The sequence below is a fragment of the Candidatus Protochlamydia sp. W-9 genome, from assembly GCF_001950615.1.
Classification (GTDB): domain Bacteria; phylum Chlamydiota; class Chlamydiia; order Chlamydiales; family Parachlamydiaceae; genus Protochlamydia; species Protochlamydia amoebophila.
On sequence record NZ_BCPZ01000076.1, the window covers coordinates 19,172 to 43,122 of the forward strand.

General features: G+C 33.7%; 22 protein-coding genes. 13 read left to right on the forward strand and 9 right to left on the reverse strand.

The window, feature by feature from the left end; all coding sequences use genetic code 11:
• Nucleotides 1-221: 221 nt before the first annotated feature.
• The gene (locus BU804_RS02005) at nucleotides 222-713 is read right to left on the reverse strand and encodes a hypothetical protein (protein WP_075882777.1); all 492 of its coding nucleotides are present in this window, start codon (nucleotides 711-713) and stop codon (nucleotides 222-224) included.
• 546 nt (nucleotides 714-1,259) lie between these two features.
• On the opposite strand from BU804_RS02005, the gene BU804_RS02010 reads away from it, so the two are divergent.
• Together BU804_RS02010 and acpS are read left to right on the forward strand one after the other, a co-directional pair.
• Nucleotides 1,260-2,354 (forward strand): PIN/TRAM domain-containing protein, encoded by a 1,095-nt coding sequence (locus BU804_RS02010; protein ID WP_075882778.1) that lies wholly within the window; start codon nucleotides 1,260-1,262, stop codon nucleotides 2,352-2,354.
• 142 nt (nucleotides 2,355-2,496) lie between these two features.
• Nucleotides 2,497-2,865 carry a holo-ACP synthase gene (gene acpS, locus BU804_RS02015; protein ID WP_075882779.1) on the forward strand — a complete coding sequence of 123 codons (369 nt, stop codon included), beginning with the start codon at nucleotides 2,497-2,499 and terminating at the stop codon, nucleotides 2,863-2,865.
• A 68-nt stretch (nucleotides 2,866-2,933) separates the two neighbouring features.
• Here the strand turns inward: acpS and BU804_RS02020 are convergent, their stop codons facing one another.
• Both BU804_RS02020 and trxB read right to left on the reverse strand, forming a co-directional pair.
• Complete coding sequence (locus BU804_RS02020) at nucleotides 2,934-3,755, reverse strand: hypothetical protein (RefSeq protein WP_075882780.1); 822 nt, start codon at nucleotides 3,753-3,755, stop codon at nucleotides 2,934-2,936.
• Nucleotides 3,755-4,705, reverse strand: a complete 951-nt coding sequence (gene trxB, locus BU804_RS02025) for a thioredoxin-disulfide reductase (RefSeq protein WP_011176258.1) — start codon at nucleotides 4,703-4,705, stop codon at nucleotides 3,755-3,757. Before trxB ends, BU804_RS02020 begins: the two co-directional genes overlap by 1 nt.
• A 297-nt stretch (nucleotides 4,706-5,002) precedes the next feature.
• Here trxB and BU804_RS02030 point away from each other — a divergent pair, with 297 nt between their 5' ends.
• The 3 genes from BU804_RS02030 (at nucleotide 5,003) to BU804_RS02040 (ending at nucleotide 9,727) form a co-directional block, all read left to right on the forward strand.
• Complete coding sequence (locus tag BU804_RS02030; protein WP_075882781.1) at nucleotides 5,003-5,500, forward strand: hypothetical protein; 498 nt, start codon at nucleotides 5,003-5,005, stop codon at nucleotides 5,498-5,500.
• Nucleotides 5,501-5,928: 428 nt separating this feature from the next.
• Nucleotides 5,929-7,386, forward strand: a complete 1,458-nt coding sequence (locus BU804_RS02035; protein WP_075882782.1) for a sodium/proline symporter — start codon at nucleotides 5,929-5,931, stop codon at nucleotides 7,384-7,386.
• Between the two features lie 409 nt (nucleotides 7,387-7,795).
• A complete protein-coding gene (locus BU804_RS02040; protein ID WP_075882783.1) occupies nucleotides 7,796-9,727 on the forward strand; it encodes a hypothetical protein in 1,932 nt (643 codons plus the stop codon).
• Between the two features lie 70 nt (nucleotides 9,728-9,797).
• On the opposite strand, the gene acpP is transcribed toward BU804_RS02040, so the two are convergent.
• The 4 genes from acpP to BU804_RS02060 form a co-directional block, all read right to left on the reverse strand.
• Complete coding sequence (gene acpP / locus BU804_RS02045; RefSeq protein WP_075882784.1) at nucleotides 9,798-10,031, reverse strand: acyl carrier protein; 234 nt, start codon at nucleotides 10,029-10,031, stop codon at nucleotides 9,798-9,800.
• A gap of 170 nt (nucleotides 10,032-10,201) precedes the next feature.
• A complete protein-coding gene (gene fabG / locus BU804_RS02050; protein WP_075882785.1) occupies nucleotides 10,202-10,957 on the reverse strand; it encodes a 3-oxoacyl-ACP reductase FabG in 756 nt (251 codons plus the stop codon).
• A 69-nt stretch (nucleotides 10,958-11,026) separates the two neighbouring features.
• Nucleotides 11,027-11,977 (reverse strand): ACP S-malonyltransferase, encoded by a 951-nt coding sequence (fabD, locus tag BU804_RS02055; protein WP_075882786.1) that lies wholly within the window; start codon nucleotides 11,975-11,977, stop codon nucleotides 11,027-11,029.
• A 2-nt stretch (nucleotides 11,978-11,979) separates the two neighbouring features.
• Entirely contained in the window at nucleotides 11,980-12,978 is a 999-nt protein-coding gene (locus tag BU804_RS02060; RefSeq protein WP_075882787.1) for a beta-ketoacyl-ACP synthase III, read from the reverse strand.
• Between the two features lie 806 nt (nucleotides 12,979-13,784).
• Here BU804_RS02060 and BU804_RS13120 point away from each other — a divergent pair.
• The 8 genes from BU804_RS13120 to lpxD all read left to right on the forward strand — a co-directional run bounded on the left by BU804_RS13120 (nucleotide 13,785) and on the right by lpxD (nucleotide 20,999).
• The gene (locus BU804_RS13120; protein ID WP_158024994.1) at nucleotides 13,785-13,928 is read left to right on the forward strand and encodes a hypothetical protein; all 144 of its coding nucleotides are present in this window, start codon (nucleotides 13,785-13,787) and stop codon (nucleotides 13,926-13,928) included.
• Nucleotides 13,929-13,951: 23 nt separating this feature from the next.
• Entirely contained in the window at nucleotides 13,952-14,209 is a 258-nt protein-coding gene (locus BU804_RS11085) for a response regulator (RefSeq protein WP_338140324.1), read from the forward strand.
• Nucleotides 14,202-15,338, forward strand: a complete 1,137-nt coding sequence (locus BU804_RS02070; RefSeq protein ID WP_075882788.1) for a SpoIIE family protein phosphatase — start codon at nucleotides 14,202-14,204, stop codon at nucleotides 15,336-15,338. The genes BU804_RS11085 and BU804_RS02070 overlap by 8 nt, the downstream gene beginning before the upstream one ends.
• A gap of 70 nt (nucleotides 15,339-15,408) precedes the next feature.
• Nucleotides 15,409-16,005 carry a recombination mediator RecR gene (gene recR / locus BU804_RS02075; protein WP_075882789.1) on the forward strand — a complete coding sequence of 199 codons (597 nt, stop codon included), beginning with the start codon at nucleotides 15,409-15,411 and terminating at the stop codon, nucleotides 16,003-16,005.
• Nucleotides 16,006-16,169: 164 nt separating this feature from the next.
• Nucleotides 16,170-16,355 (forward strand): hypothetical protein, encoded by a 186-nt coding sequence (locus tag BU804_RS12515; RefSeq protein ID WP_143298911.1) that lies wholly within the window; start codon nucleotides 16,170-16,172, stop codon nucleotides 16,353-16,355.
• Nucleotides 16,356-16,782: 427 nt separating this feature from the next.
• On the forward strand, nucleotides 16,783-19,131 hold the full coding sequence (bamA, locus tag BU804_RS02085) for an outer membrane protein assembly factor BamA (protein ID WP_226996106.1): 2,349 nt from the start codon (nucleotides 16,783-16,785) through the stop codon (nucleotides 19,129-19,131).
• A 95-nt stretch (nucleotides 19,132-19,226) separates the two neighbouring features.
• On the forward strand, nucleotides 19,227-19,799 hold the full coding sequence (locus tag BU804_RS02090; protein ID WP_075882792.1) for an OmpH family outer membrane protein: 573 nt from the start codon (nucleotides 19,227-19,229) through the stop codon (nucleotides 19,797-19,799).
• Between the two features lie 150 nt (nucleotides 19,800-19,949).
• The gene (lpxD, locus tag BU804_RS02095; protein ID WP_075882793.1) at nucleotides 19,950-20,999 is read left to right on the forward strand and encodes a UDP-3-O-(3-hydroxymyristoyl)glucosamine N-acyltransferase; all 1,050 of its coding nucleotides are present in this window, start codon (nucleotides 19,950-19,952) and stop codon (nucleotides 20,997-20,999) included.
• A gap of 85 nt (nucleotides 21,000-21,084) precedes the next feature.
• On the opposite strand, the gene BU804_RS02100 is transcribed toward lpxD, so the two are convergent.
• Nucleotides 21,085-22,458, reverse strand: coding sequence for a PP2C family serine/threonine-protein phosphatase (locus tag BU804_RS02100; RefSeq protein WP_075882794.1), 1,374 nt, complete (start codon nucleotides 22,456-22,458; stop codon nucleotides 21,085-21,087).
• A 351-nt stretch (nucleotides 22,459-22,809) separates the two neighbouring features.
• Nucleotides 22,810-23,580 (reverse strand): hypothetical protein, encoded by a 771-nt coding sequence (locus tag BU804_RS02105; RefSeq protein ID WP_075882795.1) that lies wholly within the window; start codon nucleotides 23,578-23,580, stop codon nucleotides 22,810-22,812.
• Nucleotides 23,581-23,951 lie beyond the last annotated feature (371 nt).

Genomic DNA, 23,951 nt, shown 5'->3' on the forward strand with positions numbered 1-23,951 from the left:
CGCCATTCACTCTGATTATCTTTGTTTAAAGTTTCATCTCGATCGAGCTTGTAAGATTTGATTTGTTTTTTAAATCATATTTATCTCACTTATCAATAAACGTTAAAAATTTAAATAGTTATCAGGCCTGAGACAAAACGCCACAAATATTTTATGACGCATTTATTAGTCTATTTGTGGCGATGATTGAACAGATGAGAGAAAATTTTTTCTATTTAAATTCAAAAAACCTTGTGGCTGCGAATAGCGAATGCTTTTCTAAAATATAGCATTCCTCCTTGGATTAGTGCAGATCCGATAATAATATCAACAGCTCCTCTTATATCCATTGGAGTGTATTTCATTAAAAAACCTAAAAAAATCATTGAACCTAAAAGCAAGTAATACTTTTTTGTATAGATTTGTTTAATACTAACAGGATTAGGAAGCAAAAGAATTCGATTCACGCTGTTTTGCACCGTTTTCGCAAAAACAAATCGCCCTTTAATAAATCCAATCCATAAAGAAATTGCTATCAAAAATAAGACTGCTTGATCAGCCCCTCCCACCCATTTCATCAAAGGATCTAAAAGTGGGCGATTTATGACCACTAAATTCTCTTTTAAAATAGACTCTACCACAAAATTTAATCCTAAAGGAAGAAGCACGCAGCCGACGATTAACCAAACCAGCCCTGATACTACAATCATTGTTGTATGAGTGACTTTTAACATAATACCTCTCAAAAAGTTGTAAACAAATGTAAATTAAGCAAATTATTTTTTTGACAAGACTTATAAATGATCTAAAGCGAGATGTCCATCTAATTCCTGCTTAACCAGGACATCGTTTCTCATTGTGAAGTAACAAATTTTGTTAAGATTTTCAAAGAAACAGCCTCTAAAAAGTATCCTCAAATCAACAATATTTTTTTTATCAAAAATTTCCTTCAATCACATAAGTTTTATAATTGATGTACATTAAAAGAAGATTTAGTTAAGATTGTGTTACGTTTACGTTAAAAGAACCAGGCTTTTGAAAGTAGGGGTTTTCTAAATTTATACCATAAGCTTAGCTCCCATTTTTTATAGTTAATTACACATAAATTCATCCAAGCATTAATTTTAACCAGGAAATTCGTTTTATATCACCTAAATAACTGTATTGGAGATCATAAAAAGATACAAAACTTTTGTTTGCAAACATTCGTTTCTAGCCAAATTTCCCTTAATTTAATGATACATACAAAAAATTCAAATACATAGGATATAATTAAAAATATGAGTATTTCTCTCTCTTTTATCCGAATTTTATTCCTCACTATATGCTTATTATTTTCTACGACTTTTGCTATTCAAAATCTTGAGGGAGGATTTAATTTAATCAATACAACTGTTGGCATGCTTGGTGGAATAGGTATCGCAGGAATTTTAATTGCCTTAGATTTTATTTTTAATCGCTTTAACCTCAGATCTTTTAATACGTCTATTTTAGGCTTGTTTTTTGGCTATTTAATGGCACAAGCAATTTTGTTTCTTTTCACCGGAATGATGAATATTGACTCTACCGAAGCATTTTTACTACCGACACGTTTTCTTGTTTATCTTTTCTGCTGTTATGTGGGAATGACAATGACAGCAAGAGCCTCTGAAGAAATCCATGTTAGTATCCCCTTTATTGAGTTTAAAGCTCTTAGTCATAAGAAAAAAGACGTTCTTGTGGATATATCGGTTTTAATGGATCCTCGCATCATTGATCTTGCCTCTTCGGGATTGTTAGATCATCAACTCATTGTTCCTCGCTTTGCGATTAAGGATCTATATACTCAAGCTGAGAGCACGGAAGAAAATATCAAAGCAAGAGCTCGTCGATCACTTGAAGTAATTAAAAAATTAGAAAGCCTGCCAGATTTAGATCTACGTTATGTCGATACAGATTTTGTCGAAATTAAAGATCCGATGACAAAACTTATTCATTTAGCCAGATTTTTAGATACCAACATCATCACCTCTGATCTTAATCGCATCCAACAATCTTCAGTTGAAGGCGTTCGAATTATTAATATTCATATGCTGTCTAACGCTTTAAAACCCATTACCCAAGCAGGCGAAGTCATCAACATTAAAATTCAAAGATATGGAAAAGAAGCTCGTCAAGGTGTTGGTTATCTTGAAGACGGAACAATGGTAGTTGTTAACGGCGGAGCAGAATTCATAGGAGAAACAATCAAAGGACACGTTTTGTCTGTTAAACACACTACTTCCGGTCGTATGATTTTCTGTAACGCATCAGAAGAAGCCAGTTTAATGATGGAACAAGATTTTACACCTTCCCTTGCTGAATTAGAAAGCCATAAAAGTTATTTAACTTACTAATATAGTTTGAGACTAAAATTAAAAAAAAATTTTGAAGGGATTAGCTTCTAAAAATAGTAACCTCTTTTTATTTAAGTTGATCTCTTCATACGTCAAATGAAACGCTGGTTTTATCAAACAAAAACCTTACCCCATTGTTAACATGACTTTAGGAATTGGCAACGATATTATTGAGATTGAGCGAATTCAAGCAAATATTAAAAAGTATGGACAACGCTTTTTAAATCGAGTTTTTACCAAAAATGAACAAATATATTGTTTAAATCGTAAAATGCCCGCTCTGCATCTTGCCGGTCGATTTGCCGCTAAAGAAGCGGTGGTCAAAGCTTTGGGGACAGGTTTTAGCCAAGGTATTTCTTGGCTAGATGTCGAAATCCTTAATGATGCAAATGGAAAACCTTACGTTTCTATTTCTCCTCTTTTAACTCAGTTATTTTCTTCCCCTAAACTTCTTATCTCGATTAGTCACTGCCATCATTACGCAACAGCATTTGCTGTTTGGTCTTCTTAATTGATCCCGAATTTTATTCTTCAGGTCTTTTTATTGATCTGAAAAAGACAAAATTCCGCGTAAAGGGTCTACAATCCAAAAGGATAAAAGAACGTCAATTGAATTTGATTTGCTTTTGATGGAAAATTTTGGGAATAAACACGTTTTGCATATTCTACAGACAAATTTCCTATAAAATCAATAAGATAAGTGTATCGCAGTCCTAAATCAACAGATTGATGATCAATAGAGCCATATCCATGAAAATGACGTAAATTTAAGGAGCGCCTCCCAAAACCACAAAGAGTTCGCGAGAAAATTTCTAATTCGTGATAAAGTTTAATCCTTTGAGCAAAAGCAATCTTTAAACGGATCCAAGCAGAATCATTTAGTGCACTTCCAAGCCCTACTTTAGCCCATAGCCTAGAAAACCATTGATCTTTTTCTGCCCATTCTTTACCCATAGAAATAAACAACTCCCCTTCATTTTTGCCATGATGAAAAGAACTTGGATCTCGCAGACTCCAGGGAAACGCATGAACAAGGTTGATTCCTAAGGTTAATGTCACAGGATCTCCAATTACATCATCCAAAAAGATATAACGTCCATTAAATTCTAAGTGATCGATACTACCCGCCTGTTTATTTGTCCGGGCAGCCATAGCTCCTAAATTTAAAGATAGCTGAGGAGTGGCGGCAAGAGCAAATTGCGTATAAAGAAAAATATCGCGAGAAAGGTAAGGTTTTGAGTTAGATTTACACGATAAATCTTTGTAGCATTGAAATTGAAGGGAAGAGGTCCATTCAAATTCAAGATAATTGCCTATCCAAGGCTGATCTTCATAAGCCCAGCCTAGAACTGGTAATAAATAAACAAAAAATAACCATTTCCAATTTTTTCTGAAAAACATTAATTGTCTAATCCTTTTTCAGCGAGCCATCTTTCAGCATCCAAGGCTGCCATACAACCACTACCTGCAGCAGTAATAGCTTGTCGATATTCAAAATCTTGAACATCTCCTGCTGCAAATACTCCTTTAATGCTTGTTTGTGTTCCTTTGAAAACTTTTAAGTAACCATTCGAATGTAATTCCAATTGATTTTTTAGAAACTCAGTATTTGGATTATGTCCAATCGCGAAAAAAAGTCCTGCTGCTTCATATTCTTTTTCCTGTCCTGTTTTAACATTTCTAATCACAAGATTTTTTACGATTTGGTCTCCCTTTACTTGAATAACTTCTGAATTCCAAATCATTTCAATTTTAGGGTTATTAAAGGCTCTTTCCTGCATGATTTTAGAAGCTCGTAATGTATCTCTTCGATGAACAATAAAAACACGACTTCCAAACTTTGTCAAAAATGTGGCTTCTTCAATGGCTGAATCTCCTCCACCTATGACAAATAAAGGGCGATTGCGAAAAATAGGAGCCGCCCCATCACAGACAGCACAAGCTGTCACACCTTTTTGCCAAAATTCATCATCACCTGCGCCTGGAATGGGTAAACGTTTTGCTGTAGCTCCAGTAGAGACAATAACAGAACTAGCTTGATAATGCGATTTCTTACCTTTAATAATAAAAGGGTAAACTTGAAAATCAACAGAGTCTACATCCTCACTAATTATAGTTGTTCCAAAACGAATGGCCTGTTGTCGAAAACGATCGACTAGCTCGGGTCCTGTAATTCCATCAGGGAAGCCAGGAAAATTTTCTACCTCAGTTGTTGTCATCAATTGGCCCCCTGCAGCACCTGTAAAAAATCCTTCAAATAAAATAGGCTCTAAATTAGCTCGAGCAGCATAAATAGCAGCTGTATATCCTGCGGGCCCAGATCCAATAATAATTAGCTTTGCTTTTTCCATTTTCTTTCCTAACCAATTTAAATTTTATATTTACTGATTCATATCAGTATCATAAAGGAGAAAAAAAGAGAATATTATTATCTATTAATATCTCTTAAAAACTCGCATAGGGAATAGTTTATTTTTAAAAATTTAGTTTATCTCACACTAACTCAAAGAGCAAACAATATAAACAACAACAAAATTTTTCAATTATTTTATAATAAATTAATAAATTAAAACTAAAATTATAATTAAAACATAAATAAATTAAAATAAAACTAATTTTTTAAAAACAAAAAAAAGGTAAAGTTTAATATGAATGTTTATGTAAGTACTAAAACGGTTATTAATCATCAATTCAATTATCGTGTTGATATGATTTATTCAAAATTACGAACTTACACGAATAACATAGCTTCTTCATTATCTAATACTTTAAAAAAGATTGAGTCATTTATTAGAAAAAATTTGCATAATATTTTATTTCTAGGCGCTTCTTGTGCAACGGCTTATTTTTCACCTTCTTTATTTATAATGGGCGCAGTATTAGCAATTGTCTTGCGATTTGAAGTAAGATATTTGTTTAACAAGTATATCAAGGAAGAAAATAACCCTTACTTAAATGGCACAAAATTTGGCCCAGATTATGTTAATAATACTAGTTTGCTTATTGCAACAGTAGCTGCTATAGATTCAATCGCCTTAGGAACTTTTTTTACTACCAATTACATCGGGGTTAGTTTATTTCCATTTGCTGGTGGATTAGCAGCCGGTAATATTTTAGCCCAAAGGGGAATAGATTTACTCGTCTAATCCTATCTAATTATCTGGTTAAGCTTATTATTCTTTAAAAAATAAGCTTAGCCTTTTTGCTTTTGATAAAATTTCTTTTTTCAAGAATTAAATTTGCTGCGTTATTTTAGTGCTCATTCTATGATCTGATTTCTTTTAATTAATCCGCAATCACCCAATTTTATGATCAAAGGCACAATAGCAAAGCTGGCCTATTAATTCAAAACTCTTTATAAGAGAACGAGCTATTTGGTTTTTTGGTTTTTATTTCTTGATGAATCTATAAATTGATCATGTAAAGTTTATACCTTGAAGCAAAAAATTTAAAAAAATACTCATTTTCTCTATCCAGGGATAAGTAGCAAAGAAATTTTCGGGCAAAAAAGTTTAATTTCATCATCAAGAATTTTAATAACGAAATGCGAACATCATAAAACAGAGACGTAACTATGCAAATTCAAGTCATTTTAGCATTTATTGCTTATTTTAGTTTACTTCTTCTCATTGGCCTTGTTTGTCATAAAAAACAAACAACATCCTCTGATTTTATTATGGGCAACCGATCACTCAATTTCTGGCTGGTGGCTCTCTCTGCTCACGCAAGTGATATGAGTGCTTGGCTTTTTATGGCATTTCCTATGACAATTTTCGTATTGGGACTTCCCTATATTTGGATTGCACTAGGACTTTTATTGGGAATGTTTTTCAACTGGCAATTCGTAGCTCCAAAATTACGCTCTATGACCGAAAGCTATGACACCTATACATTATCTTCATTTTTTGAGAAAAGATTTAAAGACACTTCTGGATACATAAGGATTTTAAGCGCTATTATTATGCTTATTTTTCTTACTCATTATCTTTCAGCAGGTCTAATCGCAATGGGTTACTTGCTTGAATCATTATTTGGTCTTAACTACTACTTTGGTTTATCTGTTGCTATGTTGGTGGTAGTCGTCTACACATTTATTGGGGGATTTACAACAGTTGCTTGGACAGATTTGTTCCAAGGGGCTTTTCTTTTCCTAATGATTATTTTAGTTCCTACCATAGCAATGACAAAGATTGATAGCTGGCAAACCATTTCGCATATGGCTCATCAAAAAAAAGTTTCTTTATCTTTGTTTGGTGATAGTAGTCTGGATTCCTTTATCAAAATTTCTTCCTTGGCCTTGGGATGGGGACTTGGTTATTTTGGGATGCCTCATATTATCACTAAATTTATGGGTATTAAAGATGTCAATGAAATGCACAAATCTAAATGGCTTGGCATGACATGGCAACTTGTTACTTTAGGAGCTGCAGCAATCGTCGGCTTAATTGGAATTGCTTATTTTCCAAACGGCTTAGCTAAACCAGAAATGGTTTTTGTTGAAATGGTAAAGGATCTTTTTAATCCTTTTACAGCAGGCTTTATTTTATGTGCTGTGGTTGCGGCTAATATGTCAACAATGGATTCTCAAATCCTTGTTTGCGGTTCTATTTTAAGCGAAGACCTTTATAAATATTTTTACAAACAAACACCATCCGATCAAAAAATCCTTTGGGTTTCTAAAATGAGTGTTGTCACAGTAGCTTTGGTCGCTTTATTACTAGCATTCAATAAAAGTAATACAATTTTAGATACGGTTTTATATTCATGGTCAGGTCTTGGAAGTGCTTTTGGCCCATTAGTTTTGATGAGTTTATATTCTAAACAAACAAATCGTTATGGGGCAATTGCAGGAATGATCACCGGCACTCTCGTCGTTGTGGTATGGCCTAGTTTAAACCCTCTATTATTTCGATATGAACTATTACCAATGATTCCTGGTTTTTTCACAAGTTTGACTGCCATTTATTTAGCTTCAAAGTACACTCGAAAAAATTCTTTGAATCAAAACAGCACACTTATCAAATCTTCCTAAAAACATCATTTCAGTATCAAATCTCTCCAACCAAAGAATTTTCATGATTTTGTTGGGGAGTTAGCTGTCTTTAATAATCCAAGTTTCCTAATAAGTCTATTTACCAAAATCTTCCTTTGAATTATTTTCATTTTTTGATAAATTACTATCTTAAAAAGAAGTTTTTTTAAATATACTTGGCGATCTTATAAAGAGTTACCAAATCAAAAACCCACGTTCTTCAATTTATAACAAATTAAACTAAACAAATTGAAAAGTTTTGAAATTTGGGCTAATAAACGATGCAATTTAGAAATTACTTACATTGAAAGTAATTTCAATTTTTTACTGGTATCTTTTTTATAAACAATATAAGTTTAATAAATTCAATTATTTTTTATTTTATTCCACTTTTAAATATTAGGGTTTTATGAATTTTGGTTTTGGACCTTCTGGTCATTTAACATCTCGAACTGTGAATCGAGAAATATCGCATCTTCGCTTTTCTCAACAATTAAACGTTTTTTTTGGTAGAATTTGGAGTTTAATTTGCTTTACAGCAAATTACTCAGCTAAATTGTTAAGAACCGTCGCATTGACAAAACACAGAGCAAATGAAATCGTCTCTAATGTTCGGTACCCTTCAGATTCAAATAGGCTCATAAAATCTTTAAAGGGAAGAGTTTCTCCACCTTCTATCTCATCATCCACCACGCAAAATCAAGTTAAAACTTTTTCTTCTACTACCTCATTAAATGTTTTACCGCTTTCGCCATCCAACAAATTAGCCCCCTCGACCAACCCGCAGGTTGAGCCTAATCTTCCTCCTCACATAGCACCTGAAAGCCCCCAAAAAATATGTTCATCTTTACTTCCCTCCTCCCCCCAGCCCGCAAATTCAGTTTCATCACCCAATTACACCTCCATTGCTTATTCTCCTAATTTTGAATACAGCGTTGATTTTTTTGATAAATACTTTAGTCAACGTGGTTTTAGAAGTAACTTTAAAACCATTCTCCAAACAGCGCAGATTTATAAAGACAACAAAACTATCTCCACACCCTTTAATGAACTTTCTGGCGAATACACGATTGATATAGAACCTTTTATCAGTATCAAAGCAACCCTTGCTAAAGGCATGTTTAAAACATTTTATTTCTTAGATAAAGAAGGAGCTATATTAGAGGGTTGCTACGAAAATGGAGAATTAATTTTAACATCTATTATAACTCCTAATCGACTGACAAAATTTGAAGGTCATTTTATTAATGGAAAAGTTACCGACTCACAAGGAAAAATCTTTTATAATACGAATTTACCCCCCCATAATACTGATTCATTACAAGATTTTAATGCCTGTTATGAAGGGCCGATCGTCGATCAGTTACCTCACGGAAAAGGAATTTACAAACAAGAAGACAAAAGTGAAGAAAGAGTTTATTTTAAAGGAAATTTTACCGCTGCTGAGTATGACTCCACAAAAAAGACTTATACAGTAGTAAAGCAAGAAACGATATCGGAAATCAGAGAACTCTCATTTGATCAACAACAAGTGCTTGGCTACCAAAGTAAAATATTCTCTTATGATGAAGAATGCGACGACTGGACAGAAACAAATATCTCTATTAATTATGAAGGATCTCTTCAGACATATTTTAAACATGGACAAGGAACTCTCCGCTCCGCCTATTTCCAAGAAAGAGAAGGTAAAAAAATAAAAATCACTCATCAATATGTGGGGGAATTTGAATTTGACTTTATTAAAGCACAGTCAGGAGAGTATACTGTTATAATTAACGATATATCTAGTGATACCGAAACTCAGGGAACTGTTAGGTTCACTTCGCATGGGGACGAATTCGAAAGTATTATACTTAATACTCAAGAATACGATTACGAATTTGATTTAATACAATCAGAACACACATTCGAAGATGCTATGTTCTTAACTGGATATGGCATAAGAAGTGATGGTAAGAAGGGAGAATTTATTAATGGCTTTCACACAGATGAATATCAATATGCCGAAGATGACGATGATGAAAATGGGCCTCTAAGCTTTCCACAAGTTAGAACAGACTCTCAAAAACTGATGTCAGAAGCTGATTTTGGCGGAGATTACACTGACGAAGATGACGAAGATGAAAATGGGCCTCTAAGCTTTCCACAAGTTAGAACAGACTCTCAAAAACTGATGTCAGAAGCTGATTTTGGCGGAGATTACACTGACGAAGATAACGAAGATGAAAATGAAACTTCTTCTATTAATTCTGATGCAACTTCAGGAGATTATACGTCAGAAGAAGATCTACCCCCATCAGAGGAAGTCACAGACGGCAATCTATTTGAAAATGAAAAATAACCGATATTTTACTGATTAAAAAGTCCAAGAAACCGATGCTGAATGTTCTATTCAGCATCGGTAAAAACTACTATGTCTTACGCTTTTCAAGATAACTAATCACATCGTTTACCGTTTTTAATTTTTCAGCATCCTCTTGTGAAATCTCACACTCAAAACGCTCTTCAAATGTCATGATGAGTTCTGTTAGATCTAGAGAATCTGCATTCAAATCTTCTACAAATGACTTTTCTGAATTGACATCATCTCTATCAACTCCTAACTGTTCTACAACAATATCAATGACTTCTTGTTCAATTGACATAAGAAAATCCCTTTCGTTAAGGCTTTATAAATTTATTTAAAAACTGAATGGTATAATATTCTGTTAAAAACGATTATTTTAATCAACAGTAGAAATTAGATATTTGATATGAGATATTTTTTACTAATTTCCTTTGTCAATTTATTTTAAATCAATTGATTAATTGAACATTATGACATCACCATTCCACCATCCACAGTAATAACCTGGCCTGTGACATAGTTAGAAAGTGGCGTAGCTAAAAACCAAGCTAAATTAGCAATATCAGAAGGCTCCCCTAAGCGATTAAGAGGAATATCTTTTACAATCATTTCTTTCTGTATTGGTGTTAAAGCATCGGTCATTTTTGTTTGAATGAAACCTGGAGCAATACAATTTACTAGAATATTTCGAGAAGCTAATTCTTTAGCTAAAGCTTTTGAAAAACCGATGATTCCTGCTTTTGAAGCGGCATAATTTGTCTGCCCGGCATTCCCCATCAACCCAACCACAGAACTGATATTAATAATTTTTCCTTTTTTGGCTTTCATCATTCCACGAACGACAGATTTACAAGTGTTAAAACAAGATTTCAAATTAGTATCTAAAACTTTATCCCAATCTTGTTCAGACATCTTCATCAACAATTGATCAGCAGTGATTCCTGCATTATTAATCAAAATATCCACCACTCCGAATTCTTCTACTACATCTTTAATCGCCTCATCAACTAATTGAGTTTGAGAAACATCCACACAGCGAAAGTAAATAGTTTGAGATTGTGTAATTTCTCGAATTTCATTAATTGTTTTTTGCCCTGTTTCTGCATTCGTTCCAAAAATAATAACTTTTGCACCCTCTTCTGCAAATTTCGAGGCAATGGCTTTTCCAATTCCTGCATTACCACCTGTAATAATAGCTAATTGATTTAACAACAATTGATTCATCGTCATTCCTTTATATAAACTTAGTACAGCATTAGCAATTGACTTATTCTAGTCGATTTCATCTCTTTTCTATTGGATAATATGGTCTAAAAGAGCTAAATCCTCTACTTTTTCAATAGACAATGTTGGTGCTTTCACCCCAATTCGCTTATTCAACCCATTGAGTGTTTTTCCTGGACCAAATTCAATAAATAAATCCACATCCTGACTTTCGATTGCGCGAATTCCTTGCTCCCATCGAACAGAATGGGTGACTTGTTTGATTAAATGAGTTCGAACAAGTTCTAAATCATCGACAAAATCCCCAGACACGTTCATCACAAGTTGAGAAGACCCTTTTTGGAAAGGAGCTGACGAAATAAATGGATTCAATCGATTTTCCGCTACTTGCATTAATCCACTATGAAAAGCACCTGCCACTTGTAAGGGAAGGACTCTTTTTGCTCCATACTCCTTGGCCGCTGCACCTCCCGCTTCAATGCCCAAAGAGGTTCCAGAAAGAACAACCTGACCAGGACAGTTAAAATTAGCAATCCATAAATCATTTGTTAAATTCAGCTTATTCACCATCTCTTCAACAACAGAGTTTTCAAGCCCTATGACAACAATCATTGATCCTTTAGTTTTTTCACAAGCCTCATGCATATATTCGCTACGGTATTGAACTAAAGACAAAGTCTCTTGATATGAGAGTATTTCACTCGCAGTTAATGCTGTATATTCCCCTAAACTAAGACCTGAGCAAACAAATGGCTTTAAATTGTATAATTCGGAAACTACTCGTAAAATGGCTATACTAGAGACATAAATTCCAAGCTGACTATTTTTTGTTAAAGTCAACTCCTCTTCAGAACCATTAAATACAACATTTGAAAGAGAACGTTTTAAAATATCATCGGCCTCTTCGAATGCAAGTTGAGCCAGAGAAAATTGATTCACAAAATCTTTGGCCATTCCTGGATATTGGGCTCCTTGACCAGGAAAAAGAAATGAAATGCGTTTATAAATTCTTTTATCCATTTTTACCTTGTTGTTTTGGTCAAAATTGAAGCACCCCAAGTTAATCCTCCACCGAAAGCGGTTAAGAGAAAATGCTCACCATTCTCAAAGCTATGCTCTTTGATTAATTCATCCAAAGCAATTGCGATGCTTGAAGCAGAAGTATTTCCATATTTGTGAACAGTTTGATAAACTTTTTCATCAGGGAAATTAAAATTTTTAGCTATGGCATCAATGATTCTTTTATTTGCTTGATGAGGAATAAGCCAACTCACATCAGATTCTTGGAGCTCTGCTCGAACTAAACATTCGCGTGCCGCTGCACTCATGCGCCTAACAGCATGTTTAAAAACCTCATTACCTGACATTTTAAAGTAATGTAACCCTTCCGAAACCGTTTCTATTGAGGCTGGTTTCCTCGATCCACCGCCGGGAATTAAAACTAAATTAGCTAATTCTCCATCCGCACCCAAACACAAGGAATCAATCTTCAACCCTTCCCCTTCTCCTTTAACAACGGCCGCCGCTGCTCCATCACCGAATAAAACACATGTCGTTCGATCCTTATAATCAATAAAGGCAGACATTTTTTCTGTTGCAATAACAAGAACATGCCGATACATATTAGATTCAATATAAGCTTTTGCTACTGACAAACCATATAAAAATCCTGTACAAGCTGCCTGAATATCCATAGCCGCTGCTTTATTTGCTCCTAGATTTGCTTGAATTAGATTAGCTGTACTGGGTGAAATATAATCAGGACTCATTGTGGCAACTAAAATCATGTCAATTTGCTCAGCTTTCAAATTGGCAGTTTTAAGAGCTTTTTGAGCAGCGTAAGTTCCCATATCGGAGGGAAATTCTTTCGCATCTGCTACGCGTCTTTCTCGTATTCCCGTTCTAGATACGATCCAATCATCTGAAGTCTCGACCATTTTCTCTAAATCTTGATTAGAAAGCACGCGTTCAGGTAAATAAGATCCTACGCTTGTTATCCGAGCAATTATTTGATTTGCCATGAATACTATTCCTTCTCTCTTTAAATTATCTGAAATTGGAATGATCAAAGAAAAAAGTTAGCTCGCACCAATTTAAAATTTTTCAATCCAATTAACGAGGCTAAATGATTACAAAGAATCTAAAATTCAAAGAGAAAAATCCAAAGTTCAGAAAAAAAATATAGCAAAATATCAATAAATAGTCGATGTCGAATTAATCGAGCTTTGGATTCAAATTTACATATAAAACAGTTTTGAAGAGGGAAATTACATGAAATAAGTAGTCATATATTATATTTTTTAGACTTAAAATTTTGATTGCGTAAGTAAGTTAGGTCCTTAACAAATTGATTGATATGCGTAAGCCTTGATTCATTTTATTTTCATTTCTCAACTAAACTGATAGGTTTATTTTTAGTAATTATATAAAAAGTTGGAAACTTATTCGGATATGGGATAATGAAATAGGAATGTCGGAAGAAATTTATTTCAAACTATTTACTCCTTTTTCACGACCAAACCGACTGGAGAAGGAACTGGGTTAGAATCATCTCTCAGCTATAATATTATTGTACAAGGCCAGCATGGAAATTTAGTTGCTAACACCCGTTTAAATGAATTCGCTGAGTTTATTATTACCCTCCCCCTTAGGAAAAAATAACGTTCAAAGCCTAAGCCACTAACACTCGAAAATTAACTATCATATACTACTTCTCAAACATAGCTATTCTAGTTAATAAAGTTAAAATTTTCTGTTCATCTCTATCAATTCAAAAAAAATTTGTTAAGAAAATCAAAGATGGTAAAATTTTCTGCTGGAATCCATTGTGAAAGAAACAATATTAGAAATTTTAGTTATTGATGATGAAAAAGATATTTATCTTTTGTTTGAGCAGCAATTTAAAAATGAAATCAAAAATAATACTCTAAAATTTCCTTACGCAAATACGAATGAACAGGCATTTATTTAAAGCAAAAAATACACCCTGGTTTAATTCTTTTCTATATAGATATTAGCATACCAGGAATGAAGAGGTTAGAATTTCTAAAACTTCTTAAAAAAAACTATTCATCCATCACTATTTTCATGATGACAGCTTATGAAGGTCAAACTAATAGCCAAATCACTCTAAAACTTGGAACGGTTGAAGTGGTTAGTAAACTGATTGATTTTGCTCATTTAAGAAAATTAATTGTCAAATTTATGCTAGCTATGCACTCCTCACCATTCAAGGACGAAAGTAATGGCTAAAATTCTTGTCGTCTTGTCGATTAAACAAAAGCTTGCCAAGCAACTTAAATCTAAAGAATTAGGATTTATTTTTGCATCTAATGGAATAGAAGCTCTCAAAACCTTACATCAAGATAAAGATATTAATGTAATTTTAACCGGTATTAATATGCCAAAAATGAATGGTCATATCTTATTGTCTCATTTGCCAGAACTAAAGAGAATTTTTAAAGCTGATATTATCTCAGCTTATGGGGATATGTCAAATATTCGCAAAGCAATGAATCGAGAGGCATGCAATTTCATTACTAAACCAATCGATTTTAAAGATCTGCAAATTACTATTTTTAATGCCATTGAGCAGTGCTTAACTCTCAAGAAAGCAATGAAAGCACAAGCTATGCTTTCAAATTTAGAAAAAGAATTAGCTATTGCTGATGACATTCAACAATCCATCATTCCCCACCCTTTTAATCTGATTCCATCCTCACATAATTTTGATATTTTGGGTAAAAAGATTCCCGCTAAACATGTAGCCGGAGATTTTTTTGAATTTTTTCAACTCGATCAAAACCGTTTAGGATTTTTAATCGCTGATGTGTCAGGTAAAGAAATTCCAGCTGCTTTATTTATGGCCATGGCTAGAGCAATTATTCGCACAGTTGCTCAACGAACCTTATCCCCTCAAAGTTGTTTAAAAGAAGCTAATCGCATTCTTTGTATCGACAACGATGCCTGTATGTTTGTAACCGCTTTTTATGGAATTTTAAATACAAAAACGGGAATTGTAGAATGCGCAAATGCAGGGCATAACCCTCCCATACTTTTACAAAAGGATGAGTCATTGACAATGATTGCTCGAAATGAAGGAATTCCTGTTGGAGTTCTCGAACAAGCCACTTATCTTCAACACTCTTTTCAACTCGAAAAAAATGAGTGTCTTATTCTCTACACGGACGAAATTACCAAAGCAATGGATGTTCATCAACATCCATATACGGAACAAAGATTTTTTGACTCTTTAAAAAGATGGGAAATAGGATCACTGAATAGGTTGATTGATCATATTTTAGACGATCTTTATCAATTTACTTCTGGCGCTGCTCATTCCGATGATATTACCCTTCTCTGCTTAAAACAACTTAGCTAACCGGTTTAGTTGCTTTACAACTCACCTACAATCTGTTAAACTTTTTTCAAAATTCATTGTTGAGGTTAAAATGCGTTACCCTGAGCATTTATTAAAGTTAATTCATATTTTGAAAAAATTTCCGGGTGTGGGCCATAAAAGTGCCGAGCGTTTTGCCTTCCATCTATTAAATTGGCCGATGGAGCATCTCATTGAATTAAGCGAAACTGTCAAAAATACAAAAGACAAAATAAAACAATGTTTGAACTGCGGCTGTTTAACAGATGAAGCAGCTTGTTGTTTTTGTGATATTAATCAGCGAGACTCGCAAATTATTTGCGTGACAGCTTTCCCGCGTGATGTGTTTTCAATTGAAGAAACACACGAATATCGGGGTTTATATCACGTTTTAGGAGGGGTATTATCTCCTTTAGAAAATCGTGGACCAGAACATTTATCAATTTCTCGACTAAAGCATAGAATCCAAAACTTACAAATTAAAGAAGTTGTGATTGCTTTAGATTCTACGTTAGAAGGAGATGCGACAGCCCTATTCCTCAAACAAGAATTGGCTGCCGACGATATTCAGATTTCTCGTCTTGCGTTTGGCCTTCCTATGGGGAGCTCACTAGATTATGTAGATGGAGGCACTTTAGCCAGAGCATTAGCAGGGCGCAGTCGTTTCTAAAATTAATTTAAACATTTTTTTATGAAAAAGTGGGTTTGGAACTTGATCCGTATGCAGAGCTTCCAATTTTTTGTTAGCCTTTTCGTAAAATTCATAGCTTGAATTTGAAAGAAACCAATCAAATTTTTCTGAGTGGTTAAATTAGCCATCATTCCAAGTAAATTATGCTCAGGTGTGTTGGAACCACGAGTTGTCCGACAGCTAGATCCGCCAATTTGCTTAGCTACTTTTTTCACATGTTCAAGCAAAGTACCAAAATTCAGCTAACTTTTCAGCAAGAAGATAGTCGGCAAAAAAGTTGTAGCATACGCTTGGGTGCTTTAGCGGATACTTCTTCTAGTTTGCCTTAAGCATTTAAAGCTTCTGAATTCTCTTTTAATATATCGTTAATAATCGATTGAATTTTAAAAACAACGGCTGACTTGCTTTGATTGATGATAAAAATTTCACCAACAACTGGCATAATTTCCCCTTTTGTTAGTTAATACAATATATCATCTATTATAAAAAATAAACAAATCTAAAAAAATTCAATATTATTATTCTCATTTTGATGAAATTTCTCAATAAACTGAAATAGAGGCCCTAACATTCTCAAAAAAAAGCTAGCTATTCCGAAAACAAGTGAGTTCTAGTTGCAAAATAGCTCTCATTCGCCTATGATCACTTAACTTTTCTATGTGTACTCACTTGAATGAAGGGTTTTTCTCTAAAATTTGCGTTCAAGTTAATAATGATGCAAAGAGGCTTTCTTTTTTGCCAACGCTAAGGTTTGTTATGTTGAAGAAAATTTTTTTTACGTTTTATTGCTTTTCCTTCCTTTTTCTTCATGCTGTATATGGCCAAATTCTACAGTTTGAAAATCAAGCTATTAATAAAATAGAGATCCAAATTCATAGTCGTGCGGGAATCATTACCGATAATCAAACCTTAATGAGTCGTTTACGTACACAACCTGGAGGATTTTTTTCCCAAGCTGATTTTGATGAAGATTTAAAAACATTGGCTCAAGAATTCGATCGAGTCGATCCAATTGTCAATACAACAGAAGAAAAAGTATCGATTACACTTAATCTTTGGCCAAAACCAACAATTCGAAATATTCATTGGTGTGGAAACCATCGAGTGAGCACTAATCGCCTTCAAAAAGAGTTAGGGATTGGGTGTTTTGTCACTTTTGAGCGCCAAGCCTTTAATCAAGCTTTTCACAAATTGAAGGCTTACTACATTCGCAAAGGTTTTTTTGAAGCTCAATTAAATTATCATGTCGAACTTAATTCTGAAACAAATGAAGTAAACATTACCATTGAAATTCAAGAAGGACGTTCAGGAAAAATACAAGAAATCGATTTTGTAAATTTTAGTGAAAAAGAAGAGCACGAAATATTAAGTCAAATGGTGACTAAAAAATATAATATTTTTCTAAGCTGGTTTAGCGAGGAAGGCACCTATAACGAAGACGCTATCCAACAAGATCGACTCATTATTACCAATTATTTGCAAAATCAAGGTTATGCAGATGCTTCTGTTGAAATCAACGTCATAGAAGCTAGTAAAACAGATCGAATCATCGTGACGATCATCGCCGATAAAGGAGAACGGTACTATTTTGGCCGTTTATCTTTTGAAGGTAACCAAATTATTTGTGATGAAGAAATCGATCGATTTTTTGGTATTCGTCAAGGAGAATTTTTCTCAATCGAAAGAATTCGAGAAACAATAGAAACATTAACTGATGCTTATGGTCGTTTAGGATATGTTGACGCCATCATCGATTTTGAACCAGAGTTAGATGAGCGTGACTACAAATATCATGTTAACTTTAAAATTGAAGAAGGTGAACAATTTTATGTAGGATTGGTTCGCGTCTTCGGAAACCTTTCGACGAAAACATCTGTGATCCTCCATGAAACACTGATGATTCCTGGAGAAATATTTAATACGATTAAATTAAAAGCCACAGAGCAAAGGCTTATTAACATTGGTTATTTCAAACATGTTAACGTTTATATTGTTAAAGGAACAGAATCTACTTTAGGAAACAACTATAGAGATGTTTATATCGAGGTCGAGGAAACGAATACAGGACAATTTAGCGCTTTTGTTGGTTATAGTAGTGTAGAAGAGCTTTTTGGAGGAATCAACATTACTGAAAGAAACTTTAATCATGAAGGTTTCTATTATCTCTGGCGAGATGGATTAAGAGCGTTAAGAGGTGGAGGAGAATATGCACAGTTTAACATACAAATAGGACAAAAAAGCCGAAACTATACTTTTTCTTGGACTAAACCCTATTTTATGGATACAAAATGGACTATTGGTTTCGACTTATCTAAAGCAAGCACTCGCTATATTTCTAAAGACTATGATCTTGATACAGTTTCTTTAATATTAAGAGCTAATTATAATATCAACCAATTCGTTCGCTTTGGAGTCCAATATCGGCTAAAAAATGGTGTTGTTCATTTAGGTCATCGGGGAGATCACATTCCTAAATTAGAACATGATGCACATATTCATGGATTAATATCCGCTATCGGGACCTCTTTAAATTATGACTCTACAGATCATCCTATTAAACCAACAGCGGGATTTAGATCGAAACTTTTAATCGAATATGCTGGCTTAGGCGGTGATCACCAATTTTTTAGCTTAGGATATTTTAATTCTTATTATTATCCGGTTGGAAGCAGAATGGTATTAAAATATCAAGCCGACTTGCGTTTTATTCAACCTATGGGCCACACGCGCTATGATATTTTACCTTTAGATGAGCGTATTTTTTTAGGGGGAGACTACAACGTACGAGGTTTTAGACCTTATCGATTAGGTCCTCAGTATAAGAATACACATGTACCTCGCGGAGGACTTTCAATGCAGTTTTACTCAGTCGAATTATCGAGAAAAATTATGGGTGAATTTGAAATTTTTACTTTTCTAGATGCAGGTCATCTTTCTGAGGATACATGGGAATTTGGTCGAATGAGTGTATCTGTAGGATATGGAACTCGATTTAAGCTGCTAGCTAGCGTCCCTCCAATTACCCTTGGAATGGGATATCCTTTAAATGCAAAAAATCGAAGTGAAGTAAAAAAATTCTTTTTTTCTTTAGGTGGAAATTTTTAAACAACATTTTCGGAACTAAATTGTTCATTAGCTGAAAATAATGGCGGTTCTGAAGAACTATAAATGAAATATGAGTATTTACAAGGAGAAGACTTATGAAAAATCTACGTCAATTACTATTAACTCTATTTTGTACTTTTGTCGTTTCAACGTCGGCATTTGCCCAAACAACTTCCCAACCTTTAAAGATTGGAATTGTCAATGCAAAAAAATGCTTGGATGAATCTAAATTAGGTAAGCAAGAACAAGCAAATTTTGACAAAATGAAAAAACAAATGGAGTCTATCCTTCAAGATAAAGAACGTGATTTAGAAGAACTTGAAAGCAAAATCAATGATGAAGATTACATGGATAGCATTTCGGAAGAAGCTGCTAGCGAACTAAAACGTAAAAAACGAAATCTAAAAAATGAAGGGCTGCAACTTCAAAATCAATATATTCAAACTTTACAGCAAGCAAATCTTAAAATCGTACAAAAATTAACAGACACAATCGCAAAAGCCTCTAGTCAAGTTGCTCAAGATACTACAATTGGCCAAGCTGTGGATGTGATTTTTAGCGATGAAGCTTGTACCTATTTTGCTCCTGGACTAGATGTTACTGATCGTGTTGTCACTAAAATGAATGCTATCTATGATAATGAACAAAAAGAAGCCTCTAAAAACTAGATATTTGTAAATAAAGTAAAAAAAGAAAAAATTAGCTTGAAAGTACGCTTTTTCGACTAATACCAAATCGAAAAAATAACATTTATTTTTTCGATTTGGTAAAATTGTTAATTTGAGTGAAAATTTTTATTGGTTAAAAACTAGTGGGATATGAACGAGAAAAAACATTTTACCTTACAAGAACTCGCTCTTTTAACGGACTGTAAACTTGTTGGTAACCCATCACAAATCATCAAGAACGTAGCAGATCTAGAAAATGCCTCAGAAGAAGATGCTTCATTTTTTGCTAATAATCGTTATCTACAATCCTTAAAAGAGTCTCAGGCAGGGGTTGTTTTTGTCGACTTACAAACTCCGCTAATAGAAGGGAAAAACTATCTTTTATCTGAAAATCCTTCCCGCTCATTTCAACATTTAATTGATACATTATATCCTCAAAAAAAACACCCCTCGGGATTTACGGGTATTCACACTTCTGCTGTTATACATCCGACGGCAGAAATTGGAAATAAAGTCACGATTTGCCCGCAAGCAGTCATTGATGAAGGAGTAAAGATTGGTTCAGGCTCATTTATTGGTGCTGGAGTCTATATAGGATCCTACTCTGAAATTGGGGAAGATTGTACCATTCATCCGCGTGTCGTTATTAGAGAAAAATGCTATTTAGGTAATCGAGTCATCTTACAACCAGGTGTTGTTATTGGCTCTTGCGGATTTGGCTATACAACTAACCAACAAGGACAACACATCAAACTAAATCAAGTTGGCAATGTGTGGATTGAAAATGATGTAGAAATTGGTGCTAATACAACAATAGATCGAGCACGTTTTAAAAGTACCCGTATTGGCCAAGGAACAAAAATTGACAATCTTGTCCAAATTGCTCATGGCGTGACAATTGGATCATATAATATCATTGTTTCCCAAACAGGAATTGCGGGTTCCACCACAACAGGTAAATATGTTGTTATTGCTGGGCAAGCTGCTATCGCAGGACATTTACACTTAAAAGATCATGTGATGGTAGCAGGCAAAAGTGGGGTTACGAAGTCTTTAAATACCGGTAAATATAGTGGTATTCCCGCTATGCCAATAAAAGACTATAACCGCAACCAAGTTTTTTTAAGAAAAATTGAAATTTACATCAACCAAATCAAAAAACTTGAAAAAAGGGTGCTAGAATTGGAATCTCAAAACTGAATTAGCTCTTAAGAAATGGGGAAGATCTTATTCAATCGGATAATTAGATAAAGTAAAAAAATTCTCGATTCATTCATCTAAAATGTTAATCAATTTTTAAACTAATAACAGATACATTGTCATTGTCATAATCATTGTGTTTGCTCAAAGCAAAATTTGCAATTTCTTGAGCAATGTTCATTTGTTCATTATCCCAAGTGTGTTGAATGACTGTTTCTATCAGTTGATTCATTTGTTTAGTAAGAAAATTCCAAACACCGTCACAAGCTACAATAAGGCGATCCCCTTGCTGTAATTGTATCATGGATACAATGGGTTCTTGGCTAACAAGAGGAAAGTCTTGATCAGAACAAAACTGACGGTCACCAATTGAGCGACTTGGTTGAAGAGTTCCCGCTCCCTTCAAACTTATACTCTTTAAATCTCTAGATAAAGTAAGTCTACCTAAATGCTGTTGACAGTAAGTATTTATTCGTTTGAAATCTTTTTTTGAAGACCATTTTCGTACGCAAGATAGTGGTGTGGCTTTAATAAGGGCTTTCCGCTGCCGAAAATGCCAAACTTCACTATCACCTAAAGTAGCAACAACTGTTTTAAGAGTTTTTCGGCAAACATAACAAACAACAGCAGTAGTTCCTCCAACTAATTTTCCGTTGATGCAGTCAATTTTTTTAGTAATCACTTCTTGATGAATATCTTTAAATAAATTTTTAAATACTTCTATCATATCTTCTGAATCAGATTTTCTTTCAACAAAAAGCTTTTGCACTCTTTCAGAAACGTAGTGAGCGACTTGCCCGTTTTCTCCATGCCCGTCAAAAACACCTAGTAATTCTCCATCAGGCAGGGAAAGATGAAAATGCGCATCTTCCATCGTTGGGCGAAAACACCCTTGCTCTGCTGCACTGGTAACGCTAAACTTCACATTTTCTGCTGTCGTTTGTAAAGGTCTTGTTAATTCTTTGGCTATTTCTGATGCATCCTCAGTTTTCTCGACTAATTTATGTTCAAAAATAGCTTTTTTTAGATTTTTAATCATTTTAAGCTCTATAGCTGTATGAGCAGGTAAAGAGAGAGCTTCAGATAATAAAATGGATGAATCCCCGGTTGTCGAATTGCTATTTAAGCCTTTTGTTTCCACAAAAACTGCCAACTTCTTGTTTCCTTTTTCTCTTTTTATCGCATTAGATAGGAAAATTTGGTTTGTGGAATTGGTAGAGTACAAGTGATTTTTTGAAAGTTGGGTGGCAATAACAATAATTCTCTCAATTATCGATATAACAACTCCAGCCATTGGAATCGATTCTAAAAAGGCTATAAAAAGATGTCCGGCTTTATCAGTTTGCCGAAATAGTTCATAATGTCTCACAGCATAAGGATGAAACAGGAGAGATTGGCATAATTCTGTTTTATTAAGTTCGTACCCTTTAGGATGAGCTGCAAGCGAAAGTTCTAACATTTTTTATACTTTTTTTATTGATTACACTAATTTGGGTAGTTGAAATTTAAAATTGTTATTACCTTAACCACTTATAAAAAAAAAATCAACTATTCAAATTAAAATTGTAAAAACAATTTAAAGTAAAAATGATTTTTATCTTTTATAAGTTTTTTTTTAATATGGCTTATCATGTGTAAAAAACCCTTATACAAAAAAGTTAAGCAGTTTCAGAGGAATAACAATTTATTTTAATAAAAAAGAAACGAATAAAAAAATTATTTAATATAGAGATATGAGCTTTTGCAACAAAAAATTTTTCGCATATGGTTTAGTCGATGTCTTAATCACTAAAGGCATCGACCAATGTTATTAAGTTTGCTGTTGAAATGACGTTTCAATATTATTTTGTAATTGGATAATTTTATCTTGTATTTTCTTTGCTTGAATAGAGTCAAAGGAAGCTTTACGCCCATACTCCAAAGCTAAACCAAATGCTGTTGTCACTCCTACACAAACGCCACCCAATGAATAATAAAGATGTTTGTGTAACAGGATACTTAAGGCAGTAACAGCAATCGAAACTAGCAAAATATTTTTTAATAAAAATCTCTTTTTAAAAAAAGTTTGCTGCTCTTCTAGTTTATTTTGAATTACTTCATAAATACTCTTAAATTTACTTTTCTGATCATCGGAAAGAAATTTAATTTTCTCCCAAGTACTTGCATCTGCTCGGATCTGTGCAAGATTTGTTTTTACGCTGCGTTCTTGCTCATTTTGAAAAATAGAAAAAATAGTCCCCAAAATATTTCTAGGAGCAGCTTGCTCTGGTGAATTTTCTTCTGGGACACAAAATTCTCTATAAGACAGAGGGTTGTAAGACGAAGAATAATTTGTTGTTTCCGAAGAAATTGTTCGATTAAATGGCGGAGTCGAATTTGCAGCCCAATGAAGGTTGTTTAAAACCTCTTTAATCTTTTCTAGTTCATATCTACGTAGGTCTTCGCATCTACGTAGTTCGTCCCTACGGGGATTAGAGCGAATAACACGAATCGTGTGTATTCGATCATTTTCATCAGGAGAAGAAGGACCTCCTGGGAAGATACCTTGAGAGTTAGTTGGAGGATTAGTTAATTGATTCATAATTTGTATAAAATGTCTAGATTAATAAATTTATATATAAAAATAATATTAAAAGATTAACAACATAAAATCAATAAAATTAAACAAACTGCTATTTAAATTTATTAAAGTCGAAAATCTAAAATTTAAAGCTGAAAATAAGGGTTAAATATATCTAATCAATTTTTTGGTAATAAATTCAATACCTATTAATTTATGAACGATGAAAGTAAACTTTTTCTTTATTTTTTAACTTAATTCTGGGGTTTCGTATTATATGCTATCCACCAAAACAGCTAAATTTAAATAAACTTTTTAATAAACAGATTTTTTAATAATGAAGTAAATTACACAATTTCTTAAACCCCATATGCTTAATGCTAGATTTTATA

What these genes read in the sequence shown, in the direction of transcription:
- trxB (WP_011176258.1), bottom strand. Translation starts at nt 4,705, where the DNA reads ATGGAAAAAGCAAAGCTAATTATTATTGGATCTGGGCCCGCAGGATAT.
- lpxD (WP_075882793.1), top strand. Translation starts at nt 19,950, where the DNA reads ATGAACGAGAAAAAACATTTTACCTTACAAGAACTCGCTCTTTTAACG.
- recR (WP_075882789.1), top strand. Translation starts at nt 15,409, where the DNA reads ATGCGTTACCCTGAGCATTTATTAAAGTTAATTCATATTTTGAAAAAA.
- BU804_RS02035 (WP_075882782.1), top strand. Translation starts at nt 5,929, where the DNA reads ATGCAAATTCAAGTCATTTTAGCATTTATTGCTTATTTTAGTTTACTT.
- BU804_RS02020 (WP_075882780.1), bottom strand. Translation starts at nt 3,755, where the DNA reads ATGTTTTTCAGAAAAAATTGGAAATGGTTATTTTTTGTTTATTTATTA.
- acpP (WP_075882784.1), bottom strand. Translation starts at nt 10,031, where the DNA reads ATGTCAATTGAACAAGAAGTCATTGATATTGTTGTAGAACAGTTAGGA.
- fabG (WP_075882785.1), bottom strand. Translation starts at nt 10,957, where the DNA reads ATGAATCAATTGTTGTTAAATCAATTAGCTATTATTACAGGTGGTAAT.
- fabD (WP_075882786.1), bottom strand. Translation starts at nt 11,977, where the DNA reads ATGGATAAAAGAATTTATAAACGCATTTCATTTCTTTTTCCTGGTCAA.
- BU804_RS12515 (WP_143298911.1), top strand. Translation starts at nt 16,170, where the DNA reads ATGCTCAGGTGTGTTGGAACCACGAGTTGTCCGACAGCTAGATCCGCC.
- acpS (WP_075882779.1), top strand. Translation starts at nt 2,497, where the DNA reads ATGACTTTAGGAATTGGCAACGATATTATTGAGATTGAGCGAATTCAA.
- BU804_RS02005 (WP_075882777.1), bottom strand. Translation starts at nt 713, where the DNA reads ATGTTAAAAGTCACTCATACAACAATGATTGTAGTATCAGGGCTGGTT.
- BU804_RS02100 (WP_075882794.1), bottom strand. Translation starts at nt 22,458, where the DNA reads ATGTTAGAACTTTCGCTTGCAGCTCATCCTAAAGGGTACGAACTTAAT.
- BU804_RS02105 (WP_075882795.1), bottom strand. Translation starts at nt 23,580, where the DNA reads ATGAATCAATTAACTAATCCTCCAACTAACTCTCAAGGTATCTTCCCA.
- bamA (WP_226996106.1), top strand. Translation starts at nt 16,783, where the DNA reads ATGTTGAAGAAAATTTTTTTTACGTTTTATTGCTTTTCCTTCCTTTTT.
- BU804_RS02010 (WP_075882778.1), top strand. Translation starts at nt 1,260, where the DNA reads ATGAGTATTTCTCTCTCTTTTATCCGAATTTTATTCCTCACTATATGC.
- BU804_RS02070 (WP_075882788.1), top strand. Translation starts at nt 14,202, where the DNA reads ATGGCTAAAATTCTTGTCGTCTTGTCGATTAAACAAAAGCTTGCCAAG.
- BU804_RS02060 (WP_075882787.1), bottom strand. Translation starts at nt 12,978, where the DNA reads ATGGCAAATCAAATAATTGCTCGGATAACAAGCGTAGGATCTTATTTA.
- BU804_RS02040 (WP_075882783.1), top strand. Translation starts at nt 7,796, where the DNA reads ATGAATTTTGGTTTTGGACCTTCTGGTCATTTAACATCTCGAACTGTG.
- BU804_RS02030 (WP_075882781.1), top strand. Translation starts at nt 5,003, where the DNA reads ATGAATGTTTATGTAAGTACTAAAACGGTTATTAATCATCAATTCAAT.
- BU804_RS02090 (WP_075882792.1), top strand. Translation starts at nt 19,227, where the DNA reads ATGAAAAATCTACGTCAATTACTATTAACTCTATTTTGTACTTTTGTC.